This window comes from Candidatus Symbiopectobacterium sp. NZEC127 (assembly GCF_025962675.1).
Taxonomy (GTDB): domain Bacteria; phylum Pseudomonadota; class Gammaproteobacteria; order Enterobacterales; family Enterobacteriaceae; genus Symbiopectobacterium.
Genome location: NZ_JAGFPG010000004.1, coordinates 179,514 through 192,299 on the forward strand (window position 1 = coordinate 179,514; position 12,786 = coordinate 192,299).

At 55.5% G+C, this 12,786-nt stretch carries 14 protein-coding genes; 10 read left to right on the top strand and 4 right to left on the bottom strand.

Going from position 1 to position 12,786, the window contains the following annotated elements; genetic code table 11:
- The first annotated feature begins 105 nt into the window (after positions 1-105).
- The 4 genes from tgt to secF all read left to right on the top strand — a co-directional run bounded on the left by tgt (position 106) and on the right by secF (position 4,551).
- Positions 106-1,251 carry a tRNA guanosine(34) transglycosylase Tgt gene (tgt, locus tag J5069_RS16510; RefSeq protein ID WP_264644913.1) on the top strand — a complete coding sequence of 382 codons (1,146 nt, stop codon included), beginning with the start codon at positions 106-108 and terminating at the stop codon, positions 1,249-1,251.
- 113 nt (positions 1,252-1,364) lie between these two features.
- A complete protein-coding gene (gene yajC, locus J5069_RS16515) occupies positions 1,365-1,694 on the top strand; it encodes a preprotein translocase subunit YajC (protein ID WP_264644914.1) in 330 nt (109 codons plus the stop codon).
- Positions 1,695-1,721: 27 nt separating this feature from the next.
- Complete coding sequence (secD, locus tag J5069_RS16520; protein WP_264644915.1) at positions 1,722-3,572, top strand: protein translocase subunit SecD; 1,851 nt, start codon at positions 1,722-1,724, stop codon at positions 3,570-3,572.
- A gap of 10 nt (positions 3,573-3,582) precedes the next feature.
- Positions 3,583-4,551, top strand: coding sequence for a protein translocase subunit SecF (gene secF, locus J5069_RS16525; RefSeq protein ID WP_264644916.1), 969 nt, complete (start codon positions 3,583-3,585; stop codon positions 4,549-4,551).
- Positions 4,552-4,604: 53 nt separating this feature from the next.
- Here the strand turns inward: secF and J5069_RS16530 are convergent, their stop codons facing one another.
- On the bottom strand, positions 4,605-5,138 hold the full coding sequence (locus J5069_RS16530) for a DUF3251 domain-containing protein (protein WP_264644917.1): 534 nt from the start codon (positions 5,136-5,138) through the stop codon (positions 4,605-4,607).
- 206 nt (positions 5,139-5,344) lie between these two features.
- On the opposite strand from J5069_RS16530, the gene nrdR reads away from it, so the two are divergent.
- The 6 genes from nrdR to pgpA all read left to right on the top strand — a co-directional run bounded on the left by nrdR (position 5,345) and on the right by pgpA (position 9,507).
- Positions 5,345-5,794 carry a transcriptional regulator NrdR gene (gene nrdR / locus J5069_RS16535; protein WP_222158287.1) on the top strand — a complete coding sequence of 150 codons (450 nt, stop codon included), beginning with the start codon at positions 5,345-5,347 and terminating at the stop codon, positions 5,792-5,794.
- 4 nt (positions 5,795-5,798) lie between these two features.
- Entirely contained in the window at positions 5,799-6,914 is a 1,116-nt protein-coding gene (ribD, locus tag J5069_RS16540; RefSeq protein WP_264644918.1) for a bifunctional diaminohydroxyphosphoribosylaminopyrimidine deaminase/5-amino-6-(5-phosphoribosylamino)uracil reductase RibD, read from the top strand.
- A 138-nt stretch (positions 6,915-7,052) separates the two neighbouring features.
- Positions 7,053-7,517: a 6,7-dimethyl-8-ribityllumazine synthase gene (gene ribE, locus J5069_RS16545; protein ID WP_264644919.1), complete on the top strand. Its 465-nt coding sequence runs from the start codon at positions 7,053-7,055 to the stop codon at positions 7,515-7,517.
- A 24-nt stretch (positions 7,518-7,541) separates the two neighbouring features.
- The gene (nusB, locus tag J5069_RS16550) at positions 7,542-7,961 is read left to right on the top strand and encodes a transcription antitermination factor NusB (protein WP_222158284.1); all 420 of its coding nucleotides are present in this window, start codon (positions 7,542-7,544) and stop codon (positions 7,959-7,961) included.
- A 54-nt stretch (positions 7,962-8,015) separates the two neighbouring features.
- Positions 8,016-9,005, top strand: coding sequence for a thiamine-phosphate kinase (thiL, locus tag J5069_RS16555; protein WP_264644920.1), 990 nt, complete (start codon positions 8,016-8,018; stop codon positions 9,003-9,005).
- Positions 8,986-9,507: a phosphatidylglycerophosphatase A gene (gene pgpA / locus J5069_RS16560; protein WP_264644921.1), complete on the top strand. Its 522-nt coding sequence runs from the start codon at positions 8,986-8,988 to the stop codon at positions 9,505-9,507. The genes thiL and pgpA overlap by 20 nt, the downstream gene beginning before the upstream one ends.
- Positions 9,508-9,554: 47 nt before the next feature.
- Here pgpA and dxs read toward each other — a convergent pair whose 3' ends face one another.
- The 3 genes from dxs to xseB all read right to left on the bottom strand — a co-directional run bounded on the left by dxs (position 9,555) and on the right by xseB (position 12,746).
- Positions 9,555-11,417, bottom strand: a complete 1,863-nt coding sequence (gene dxs, locus J5069_RS16565; protein WP_264644922.1) for a 1-deoxy-D-xylulose-5-phosphate synthase — start codon at positions 11,415-11,417, stop codon at positions 9,555-9,557.
- 112 nt (positions 11,418-11,529) lie between these two features.
- Positions 11,530-12,441 (bottom strand): (2E,6E)-farnesyl diphosphate synthase, encoded by a 912-nt coding sequence (ispA, locus tag J5069_RS16570; RefSeq protein WP_264644923.1) that lies wholly within the window; start codon positions 12,439-12,441, stop codon positions 11,530-11,532.
- Positions 12,438-12,746 (bottom strand): exodeoxyribonuclease VII small subunit, encoded by a 309-nt coding sequence (xseB, locus tag J5069_RS16575; RefSeq protein ID WP_264644924.1) that lies wholly within the window; start codon positions 12,744-12,746, stop codon positions 12,438-12,440. The genes ispA and xseB overlap by 4 nt, the downstream gene beginning before the upstream one ends.
- Positions 12,747-12,786: the final 40 nt, after the last annotated feature.

Genomic DNA, 12,786 nt, shown 5'->3' on the forward strand with positions numbered 1-12,786 from the left:
TTTTTAAAAGCAAAAGTATAACCGCGTCGCAGAGTACGATCTGTTGGCGTGTTGACTGACTTACCAATGACAACATCGGACTGTTTTTCTGGTGCTGGAGGCAAAGTGAAATACGAATTGTTGCAAACCGATGGCCGTGCGCGCCGTGGTCGTCTTGTTTTTGACCGTGGCGTAGTGGAAACCCCGGCGTTTATGCCGGTTGGCACTTACGGTACGGTAAAGGGCATGACGCCCGAAGAAGTGAAAGAGACTGGCGCACAAATCCTGTTGGGTAACACCTTCCACCTGTGGCTGCGCCCAGGACAGGAGATCATGAAATTGCACGGCGATCTGCATGATTTCATGCAGTGGCACGGCCCGATCCTGACGGATTCCGGCGGTTTTCAGGTGTTTAGCCTGGGTGACATCCGCAAGATCACCGAAGCGGGCGTGCACTTCCGTAACCCGATCAATGGCGATGCGATTTTCCTCAGTCCGGAAAAATCGATGGAAATCCAGTACGATCTCGGCTCTGATATCGTGATGATTTTCGATGAATGTACGCCTTATCCTGCTGATTGGGATTATGCCAAACGTTCGATGGAAATGTCATTGCGCTGGGCGAAACGCAGCCGCGATCGTTTTGATGAACTCAATAACAACAACGCGTTATTTGGTATCATTCAGGGAAGTGTTTACGAAGATTTACGTGATGTCTCCGTAAAAGGGCTGGTAGAGATTGGCTTTGATGGGTACGCTGTGGGCGGCCTGGCAGTCGGTGAGCCAAAGGCGGATATGCACCGCATTCTGGAGCATGTTTGCCCGCAGATCCCGGCGGATAAACCCCGTTATCTGATGGGGGTCGGCAAGCCTGAGGACTTGGTGGAAGGCGTACGGCGCGGCATCGACATGTTTGACTGTGTGATGCCAACTCGCAATGCGCGCAACGGCCACCTGTTCGTCACCGACGGTGTGGTAAAAATCCGCAATGCGGTACACAAGGATGACACTCGTCCGTTGGATGAGCACTGTGATTGCTACACGTGTCGCAATTATAGCCGCGCTTACTTGCATCATCTCGACCGTTGCAACGAAATACTCGGCGCGCGCCTCAATACCATCCACAATTTGCGGTATTATCAACGGTTGATGGCGGGTTTACGTCAGGCCATCGAAGAGGGTAAATTAGCGCACTTTGTGGCAGATTTTTACCAACGGATTGGCAAGCCAGCGCCGTCCCTTGCTGAAACGGCGGAAGGTCAACACGACTGACAACGCGGTTTCGTACCTGCTGCGCGTGATGTGTACGGTTGAAACGTTTTAGGCACATTTGGATTTCATATACTTTTGCACACGTTTGGTTTGATAACAAAGAGGATAGTTAAATGAGTTTTTTCATTTCTGATGCTGTGGCTGCAACTGGCGCTCCGGCTCAAAGTCCGTACTCTCTGGTGATTATGCTGGCTGTTTTTGGCCTGATTTTTTACTTCATGATTCTGCGTCCTCAGCAAAAGCGCGCTAAAGATCACAAGAAACTGATGGACTCCATTTCCAAAGGGGATGAAGTGCTGACGACGGGCGGTCTGGTGGGTCGTGTGACGAAAGTCTCTGATACCGGGTATATCGCCATTGCATTGAACGACACCAATGAAGTGGTTATCAAACGTGATTTTGTGGCTGCCGTATTGCCAAAGGGCACCATCAAAGCCCTGTAATTTTTGATTTTCCCGAAGGGAACTGCCGTGTTAAACCGTTATCCTTTGTGGAAGTACCTGATGCTGACCGTGGCCTTGCTCATCGGTCTGCTTTATGCACTTCCTAACCTGTATGGTGAGGATCCGGCGGTACAAATCACTGGCGCGCGAGGCATCGCCGCCAGTGAGTCAACGCTGATCCAAGTCCAGAATGTCTTACAAGAACAACAGATCGCCAGCAAATCGCTCGCGTTAGAAAGCGGCGCGATCCTTGCCCGTTTCTCCACCCCGGATATTCAGCTGCGCGCCCGTGAAGCGCTGGTGAACGCATTGGGTGAGAAGTATGTCGTGGCCTTGAACCTGGCCCCTGCTACGCCAAACTGGCTGCGCGTGCTGCGTGCAGAACCCATGAAACTGGGTCTGGACCTGCGTGGCGGCGTACACTTCCTGATGGAAGTGGATATGGAAACGGCGTTAGGTAAACTGCAAGAGCAGACCATGGATTCCCTGCGCAGCGATTTGCGTGAAAAGGGCATCCCTTACGCCACGGTGCGTAAAGCCGACGAAAATACCGTTGAGATCCGTTTCCGCGATGCGGCAACGCGTAACGAGGCTATTTCGTATCTCAGCACCCGTCATCGCGATCTGGTGTTTAACGCCAGCGGCGATAACCTGATGCGTGCGATGATGAGTGCCGAGCGCCTGCGTGAAGCGCGCGAATACGCCGTCCAGCAAAACATCAATATCCTGCGTAACCGTGTTAACCAACTGGGTGTGGCCGAACCGCTGGTACAGCGCCAGGGTGCGGATCGTATCGTGGTTGAGCTGCCCGGTATTCAAGACACCGCGCGTGCCAAGGAAATTCTGGGTGCGACAGCAACGCTGGAATTCCGTCTGGTAAACAGTTCTGCGGACGTGACAGCAGCGGCCAATGGCCGTGTTCCGGTTGATTCTGAAGTGAAAAACATGCGTGATGGCACCCCGGTGGTGCTGTACAAGCGTGTGATCCTCACCGGTGACCACATTACCGATTCCACCTCGGGTGCCGATGAATACGGTCGTCCGCAGGTGAATATCTCGCTGGACAGCGCGGGCGGCAACGCCATGTCCAATTTCACCAAGGACAGCATCGGTAAACCGATGGCAACCCTGTTTGTGGAATACAAGGACAGCGGGAAGAAAGATGCCACGTCGGGTCGTTCCATTCTGGAAAAACACGAAGAAGTGATCAACGTCGCGACCATTCAGTCGCGTCTGGGTAACAGCTTCCGTATTACCGGTATCGATAACCCGAACGAAGCGCGTCAGCTCTCCCTGTTGCTGCGTGCCGGTGCGTTGATTGCGCCGATCCAGATTGTTGAAGAGCGTACCATCGGGCCAACGCTGGGGATGCAAAACATCACCCAGGGGCTTGAAGCCTGCTTGTGGGGGCTGGTGGCATCCATCCTGTTTATGGTGGTGTTCTACAAAGGGTTTGGTGTCATTGCAACCACCGCGCTGGTGGCTAACCTGGTGCTGATCGTCGGGGTGATGTCACTGTTGCCGGGGGCGACGCTCACCATGCCGGGGATTGCCGGTATCGTGTTGACGCTGGCGGTAGCGGTGGATGCCAACGTACTGATTAACGAACGTATCAAAGAAGAATTCAGGAACGGGCGCACGGTTCAGCAAGCCATTCATGAAGGGTACAAAGGTGCGTTCTCCAGTATCGTCGATGCCAACCTGACAACGATGATCACGGCAGTGATTCTGTACGCTGTGGGGACCGGTTCAATCAAGGGCTTTGCCATTACAACGGCGATTGGGGTTGCGACCTCGATGTTTACCGCTATTGTCGGCACCCGTGCGATTGTGAACCTGGTTTACGGCGGCAAACGCGTTAACAAGCTGTCTATTTGAGGAGTGCGTCGTGGCACAGGAATATACTGTTGAACAGCTCAACTATGGTCGTAAAGTCTATGACTTTATGCGTTGGGATAACGTCGCGTTCGTCATTTCGGGCACTTTGTTAATCCTGTCACTGATTGTTATGGGTGTGCGCGGGTTTAACTGGGGGTTGGATTTCACCGGTGGTACGGTGATTGAAATCAACCTGGAAAAACCGGCCGATCTGGACTTGATTCGTGACTCGCTGGAAAAAGCCGGTTTTGCCGATCCGTTGATTCAAAACTTCGGCAGCAGCCGCGATGTGATGGTGCGCATGCCGCCGAGCGTGGGCACGTCAGGTCAGGAACTGGGCAACAAAGTGGTTAGCGTGATTAACCAGGGCACGGAACAGAGTGCAACGGTGAAACGCATCGAGTTTGTTGGGCCGAGCGTAGGTAACGATTTGGCGCAAGACGGTGCCATGGCATTGCTGTCCGCGTTGATCTGTATCTTGATCTACGTAGGATTCCGCTTTGAATGGCGTCTGGCGTTGGGGGCGGTGCTGGCATTGGCGCACGACGTGATCATCACCATGGGGGTGTTCTCGCTGTTTCAAATCGAAATCGATTTGACCATCGTGGCATCGCTGATGTCGGTTATCGGTTACTCGTTGAACGACAGCATCGTGGTATCGGACCGTATTCGTGAAAACTTCCGCAAGATTCGCCGCGGTACGCCTTACGAAATCATGAACGTGTCGCTGACGCAGACGTTGAGTCGTACCTTGATGACCTCCGGCACCACGCTGGGTGTGGTATTGATGCTCTACATTTTCGGTGGCGCGATGCTGGAAGGCTTCTCGCTGGCAATGCTGATCGGGGTGTCTATCGGTACCATCTCCTCCATCTACGTGGCCTCGGCGCTGGCGCTGAAGCTCGGGATGAAGCGCGAACACTTGCTGGTGCAGAAAGTCGAGAAGGAAGGGGCGGATCAACCCTCCATCCTGCCTTAAGCCTGTACGATAATGTTGAGAAAATCCCTGCCGCGGCAGGGATTTTTTTTGCATCAAGGACGGTTGGTTTCAACCTGATGCAGACGTATAAACCCGAGTTGCTCCGGCGTTACACCGCTCAGACGTACGCCAAATACGGCTTCGGTTTTGGGCAAGAGGGGGGCATCGAGCGCCAGCGCCTGTGTTTGGGTTTCGCTGGGCAACGGCTTGTTACTGACCGGATCGAGCTGACCCCAGTCGAGTTGCGCGTGAAACGCAGGCAGTGCTGCACCTTCCAGCAGCCGAACGTGCAGCAGCGCTTGAGTGCCATTCGCCTCTGATTCAATATTGCTCAGGGAAACGCTCAGTTTGCCAATGTTGCTTTGCAAAATTGCGCTACTTTTCGCACTGGGTAGCAGATACACGCCGTGGGTCGAGTGACTGTTTAAGCTATTTTGCTGCTCCAGGGCTATCGCCTGGGCCGTCAGAGTTTGTAACTGCCGGTTAAGCTGCCCGACTTCCCGTTGCAGCGTAGGGGTTTGCGGCGGCGCTGAACAGCCCGCCAGCACCAGTATCAAGAGGCCAGATGCACGATAACAGTTATTCATTCAGGTTTTTCCCTCATTGCATTATGCCTTTTTTCGTGTCGTCTTTACGTGGCAAGTATATAAGCGTAGTGGCGAATGAGAGTTAAATCATGCTGCGTTTATACGGGCACCTATGCAAATATTGGTCTGTAAGCGCTGGATATTTGGGTTAGTCAGTCAAATCAGGGTAAACTAGGCGCAAGAGAAGCTAATCATCGGGATATGTTATGCACTGCCCATTCTGCTCCGCTGTTGATACCAAAGTTATTGATTCTCGTCTGGTCGGCGAAGGCACGCAGGTGCGGCGCCGCCGTCAGTGTCTGGTGTGCAATGAGCGCTTTACCACGTTTGAAGTGGCGGAGCTAGTGATGCCCCGGGTGATCAAAAGCAATGACGTTCGCGAGCCCTTCAACGAAGAAAAATTGCGTAAAGGGATGCTGAAAGCGCTGGAAAAGCGGCCGGTCAGTGCGGATGACGTTGAAAACGCCCTCAATCATATCAAATCTCAACTGCGCGCCACCGGTGAGCGTGAAGTCACCGCCAAGATGATCGGCAACCTGGTGATGGATGCCCTGAAGCGCCTGGATAAAGTCGCTTATATTCGTTTTGCCTCCGTATACCGCAGCTTCGAGGATATTCGGGAGTTTGGCGAAGAGATTGCTCGGTTACAGGATTAGTCATATGGAACGGCAAGATGAATTCTGGATGGCGCGCGCGCTTGAATTAGCGCGGCGCGGGCGCTTCACGACCTCGCCAAACCCTAACGTTGGCTGTGTGATGGTGCGCGACGGTGAAATGGTCGGCGAAGGTTATCACCTGCGCGCCGGTGAACCGCATGCGGAAGTGCATGCGCTGCGCATGGCGGGTGAACGGGCTCGGGGAGCCACCGCCTATGTGACGCTGGAGCCGTGCAGCCATCATGGGCGCACGCCGCCCTGTGCGGATGCGCTGATTGCGGCGGGCGTAGTGCGCGTCGTTGCGGCGATGCAAGATCCCAACCCTCAGGTGGCCGGGCGCGGTTTACACCGTTTACAGCAGGCGGGTATTGCCGTCAGCCACGGTCTGATGATGCAAGATGCCGAGCAGGTCAATCTGGGCTTTCTGAAACGGATGCGCACCGGCGTTCCGTATGTCCGTCTTAAGGTGGCCGCTTCGCTGGACGGCCGTACGGCGATGGCGTCCGGAGAGAGCAAGTGGATTACCTCTGCCGAGGCGCGTCAGGATGTGCAACGCTTTCGCGCACAGAGCGCCGCTATCCTTAGCAGCAGCGCTACCGTGCTGGCGGACGATCCGCTGTTGACGGTGCGCTGGGAGATGTTGGATGCCGATACGCAGCAACAGCTTCCCGATGTGCCGCTGCCACAGCCCGTGCGCGTGATAGTAGACAGCCACGGCCGCGTAACCCCTCAGCACCAACTGATCCATCAACCGGGCCAAACCTGGTTGGCAAGTACCCAGCCGAACCCTAACACGGCATGGCCTGAGAGCGTGACGCACCTGACACTGCCAGAGCACGGGGGCGGTGTCGATGTGGTTGCGCTAATGATGACGCTCGGCAAGCGCCAGATTAATTCGGTTTGGGTTGAAGCCGGTGCCACGTTGGCCGGTGCGCTGTTAAATGCGGGCGTGGTCGATGAACTGATCGTGTACATGGCCCCGAAACTGTTGGGGCAAGATGCCCGGGCCCTGTGTGTGCTGCCGGGGTTGACGCAGTTGGCGCAAGCGCCTGCATTTACGCTGACGGAGGTCTGCCAGGTTGGCCCCGATCTCCGCCTGCGCTTGATACCACAATCCTGACGCCGATATCCTGCGGTTTTGGTTTGCTCTGGCCTCAATGGGGTGTGGCAGACAAAACCGGATACGCCGTCGCAAGAATGTGATAGAATCCGCCCCCCTGCGGGGTATTAGCATGCGATTATGATTATAAGGAACGCTATGAACGTCATTGAAGGTGTTGTTGCCACCCCTGATGCCCGCGTCGCGATTGCGATTGCCCGTTTCAACCATTTTATCAACGATAGCCTGCTGGAAGGCGCTATCGATGCGCTGAAGCGTATTGGTCAGGTTAAAGATGAAAACATTACCGTCGTCTGGGTGCCGGGTGCCTATGAGCTGCCGTTGACGGCGCGCAAACTGGCGAAAAGTGGCTACGACGCCGTTGTGGCGCTGGGGACGGTGATCCGTGGTGGCACTGCGCATTTTGAATATGTTGCGGGTGAATGCAGCTCCGGGCTGGCCGACGTTGCTATGAACAGCGATATCCCGGTGACGTTTGGCGTTTTGACGACAGAAAGCATTGAGCAGGCGATTGAACGCGCTGGCACCAAAGCGGGCAATAAGGGTGCAGAAGCTGCGCTGACCGCACTGGAAATGATTAACGTATTGAAAGCTATCAAATAAGTTTGATTAAGAAAGGGGTATTCCGTGAAACCTGCTGCTCGTCGCCGCGCTCGTGAATGTGCGGTTCAAGCGCTGTATTCCTGGCAATTGTCAAAGAATGACATTGCTGATATTGAACTGCAATTCCTGAGTGAGCAGGATGTCAAAGACGTCGACATCAGCTACTTTCGCGAGTTGCTGGCGGGCGTCGCCATGCAGGCAGAAAAACTGGATGCATTGATGGCACCCTACCTGTCACGTCAGCTCGAAGAGTTGGGCCAGGTGGAACGCGCCGTGCTGCGTATTGCCCTGTTTGAACTGAGCAAGCGCGACGACGTCCCTTACAAAGTTGCCATCAACGAAGCCATTGAACTGGCGAAAGTGTTCGGTGCGGAAGATAGCCACAAGTTTGTTAACGGCGTATTGGATAAAGTCGCTCCTACAGTGCGCCAAACCAAGAAGTAACGCTCAGGGCCGGAATACCGGCCCTGTTCGCGATTGTCTTTGACGGAAACGGTTATGGTTTACGGTGAGTTTGATCTGATTGCCCGCTATTTCAATCGCGCGAACGCCTACAAGGCGGGAAATCCGCGTCGCGACGTGGAATTGGGGATTGGCGACGATTGTGCGTTGCTCACAGTGGCAGAAAAGCAGCTTTTAGCCGTCAGTACGGACACGCTGGTGTCTGGCGTGCATTTCCTACCGACTATCGATCCTGCTGATTTGGGTTACAAATCGCTGGCCGTTAACTTAAGCGATCTGGCGGCCATGGGGGCCGATCCTGCCTGGCTCTCCCTGGCCATTACCTTGCCTGAAATTAACAGTGCGTGGCTGGCGGCCTACAGCGATAGCCTGTTCACGCTGCTGGATTACTATGGCATGCAACTGATTGGCGGCGATACTACACGTGGCCCGCTGAGCCTTACCTTGACCATCCATGGATTGGTGCCCGCTGGTCGTGCGCTCACCCGTGCCGGTGCCCGCATTGGCGATTGGATCTACGTGACGGGAACGCTGGGTGACAGCGCCGCCGGGCTGGCGATTTTGCAACAGCGCTTACAGGTCAGTGATAGCGCGGCGCGCCAGTCGTTGGTGCAACGCCATTTGCGTCCTCAGCCGCGTATTCTGCAAGGTCAGGCGTTGCGCACGCTCGCCAGCGCGGCTATCGATCTGTCGGATGGATTGATCTCGGATTTGCGCCATATTTTAGCCGCCAGTGATTGCGGCGCGCGCGTGCAGCTTGATGCCATCCCTTATTCATCGGCGATGATGCAACACGTTGAACCCGAGCAGGCGATGCGCTGGGCGCTGTCTGGCGGGGAAGATTATGAACTGTGCTTTACCGTGCCGGAAATTAATCGCGGGGCGATCGATATGGCGTTGGGCCAACTCGGCGTGGGCTATACCTGCATTGGTCAGATAGCTCCCTCGTCGGAGGGACTACGCTTTTTCCGTGGTGACAACGCAGTGGAACTGAACTGGAAAGGCTATGACCACTTCAGCCAATGAACGAGAAGCAAAGCGCGTTGCTAAGCAGCGCTTGCGCCTGAGCAATCCCTGGCATCTGCTGGCAACCGGGTTTGGCAGTGGACTCTCTCCCTGGATGCCGGGCACGGTAGGATCGCTGGCAGCGATCCCGGTGTGGTACCTGCTCTCTTTCCTGCCCTGGCAACTGTATTCGCTGACTATCATGCTCAGCATTTGTATCGGCGTTTACCTGTGCCATCAAACGGCCAAAGACATGGGGGTGCACGATCACGGCAGCATCGTCTGGGATGAGTTTGTCGGGATGTGGATCACGCTGATGGCCATTCCGGATGAACAGTGGCAGTGGGTGCTGGCAGGATTTGTGGTGTTTCGTATTCTGGATATTTTCAAACCCTGGCCGATACGCTGGTTCGATCGTAACGTGCACGGCGGCATGGGTATCATGATTGACGATATTGTGGCAGGGGTTATCTCCGCCGGCATTATCTACTGGATCGGGCACCACTGGCCGCTATTTTCCTAAACGGAAGACATGATGGCTGACCGGGGCTGCTGCCCCGGTCGATACAACTATTTCAGCCATTCATCAATGCGACGCTCGATGCCCGCCGCATCCAGCCCCAGATCGTGGCGTACTTCTTCCTGTGTCCCTTGTGGGATAAAGCGGTCCGGCAGCCCCAAATTTAACACCGGAATGGTCAGACGCTGCGCCATCACTACCTCATTTACGCCGCTGCCCGCACCGCCCATCAATGCGTTCTCTTCCAGCGTGACCAGCAGATCGTGGCTTTTTGCCAGTTCAGCGATCAGCGCTTCATCCAGCGGTTTGACGAAACGCATATCGACCAATGTCGCATTGCGCTTTTCGGCGACCAACTGCGCTTCCGGCAGCAGTGTGCCGAAGTTGAGGATGGCAACCTTCTCGCCCGTGCGCCGTACCACTCCTTTACCGATGGGCAGTTCCTGCAACGGTTCAAGCGTGGCACCCGTTCCGGTACCACGTGGGTAGCGCACGGCACAAGGACCGTCTTGATAACGGTAGCCAGTAAACAACATCTGACGACATTCGTTCTCATCGCTCGGCGTCATGATAACCAGATCGGGAATGCAACGCAGGAAGGACAAATCGAACGCCCCCTGGTGCGTTTGTCCGTCGGCCCCGACAATGCCACCGCGATCGATAGCAAACAGTACCGGCAGGTTCTGGATGGCGACGTCATGAATCACCTGATCGTAGGCGCGTTGCAAAAAGGTGGAGTAGATTGCCACCACCGGTTTGTACCCGCCCAGCGCCAAACCGGCGGCAAAGGTGACGGCGTGCTGCTCGGCAATGGCAACATCGAAATATTGCTGTGGGTAATCGCGCGAGAAGCGCACCATGCCTGAGCCTTCGCGCATCGCGGGTGTCACCGCCATCAGCTTGCTGTCTTTGGCGGCAATTTCACACAGCCAATCACCGAAAATGGCAGAGTAGGTGGGAAGGCTCGCCTTACTTTTAGGCAAGGTGCCGCTGGCCGGATCAAACTTGGGCACGGCATGCCAACTGATAGGATCTTGCTCTGCGGGGGCATAGCCACGGCCTTTTTTGGTCATGATATGCAGCAACTGTGGGCCTTTCAGGCTACGCATGTTTTTCAGGGTTTGTGCCAGCCCAACCACATCATGACCATCGACCGGTCCGATGTAGTTAAAGCCGAGCTCTTCAAACAGCGTTCCTGGCACCACCATGCCTTTCAGGTGTTCTTCCGTGCGTTTGACCAGCTCTTTGATCGGCGGAATACCGGACAGCACTTTTTTCCCGCCTTCGCGCAGGGTGGAGTACAGTTTTCCCGACAACAGCTGTGCCAGATGGTTATTGAGCGCGCCAACGTTCTCGGAAATGGACATCTCGTTATCGTTCAGCACCACCAGCAGATCGGAACGGATATCGCCCGCGTGGTTCATGGCTTCAAAGGCCATACCTGCCGTCAGTGCGCCGTCGCCGATAACGCACACGGTGCGGCGTCCTTTGCCTTCGCGTTCGGCGGCAACCGCCATGCCTAGCCCGGCGCTGATCGAGGTGGAGGAGTGCCCGACGCTTAACACATCATACTCACTCTCGCCGCGCCAGGGGAACGGGTGCAGGCCGCCTTTCTGGCGGATGGTGGCAATGCGATCGCGGCGACCGGTGATAATTTTGTGAGGATAGGCCTGATGGCCGACGTCCCACACCAGATGGTCAAATGGCGTGTTGTAGACATAGTGCAGCGCCACGGTGAGTTCAACGGTGCCGAGCCCAGACGCAAAGTGGCCGCTGGAGCGGCTAACGCTGTCCAGCAGATATTGACGAAGTTCATCGCACAGTTTGGGCAGGCTGTCACGCGGCAGCATGCGCAATTCGTCAGGTGTTTCCACTAAAGCCAGTGTAGGGTACTTTGCAATATCAAAACTCATTTGCGACTCATTCTGAGGTGTAATCCCCGTTCTCTTTCAAGCGGCGAATGGAGTGTCCATCCGGGCGTTGTCACCGTGCGACACGCTTGAAATCCACTGGGTGATGTTGAAATTATTTATCTCGTTCGACGATATAATTCGCCAATGCCCGTAGTACCGTGGTATCGAGCGGCGTTGCGCTGGCCGCTTGCAGTTCATCCAAAGCAGCCAGTGATTCCTGATAGAGATCCCACGCCTTTGCCCGCGCACTGTCAAGCCCGAGCAAACCGGGATAGGTGCTTTTGCCCAGTTGCTGGTCGGCCCCTTGTCGCTTGCCGGTGGTGGCGCTGTCGCCGACCACATCAAGAATGTCATCCTGCACCTGAAAGGCCAGACCGATGGCATTGGCATAGCGATCGAGGTGGGGCAGGGCCGCACGACCCGCAGTGCCAGCGCTGAGCGCGCCGAGCCTGACTGCCGTGCGAATCAATGCGCCGGTTTTGTGGCGATGAATTTGCTCCAGCTCGGCCAGATTAACCTGCTGACCTTCCGCCGCCAAATCCAGTGCTTGCCCGCCGCACATGCCCGCCACGCCGCTGGCTTGCGCCAACTCTGCAACCATTGAGAGCCGATCGCGGTCACTGACTTCCGGCATGGGCGCGTCAGCCAGAATGGAAAAAGCCAACGTTTGCAGCGCATCTCCGGCCAGAACCGCAGTGGCTTCGCCAAATTTAATGTGGCAGGTGGGTTGACCACGACGCAGGTCATCATCGTCCATGGCTGGCAAATCGTCATGGATCAGCGAATAAGCGTGGATAGATTCCACTGCGGCAGCCGGTGCATCCAGGCTGCTCAACGGAATGCCGAAAAGTTGCCCGGTAGTATAAACCAAAAAAGGCCGAAGGCGTTTGCCTCCCAGCAGCGCACCGTACGCCATGGCGTCAACCAGTGGACTGCCCTGAAACGGCAAGTCGGAAATAAAACGGTTCAATGCCTGATTCACGCGATCGGCATGGGCGCTTAACTGCTCAGCGAATTCCGTCATAGTGGCTTACTGTTCGGGTTTGTGGTGCCCGGAGTGAAAGGGGACAGCCCGGCATCCGGCTCGTCGCTTAGCAGGATCTGCACGCGTTGCTCTGCTTGTTGCAACTGCAACTGTCCCTGACGTGCCAACTGAATGCCATTTTCAAAGGCGCTCAGCGCGGCTTCCAGGGGCAAATCGCCCGACTCAAGGCGGGTGACAATCTGTTCCAACTGTTGCAGCGCATTTTCAAAACTCAGCGCTGAGTCGGCGGTGTTCAGCGTTTCGCTGTTTGCCTCTGTGTGAGGCGACGTTTTTTTTGCAGGCATGACCTATTTTACATCCTGATCGCTAAGTGATGCTGTTCTT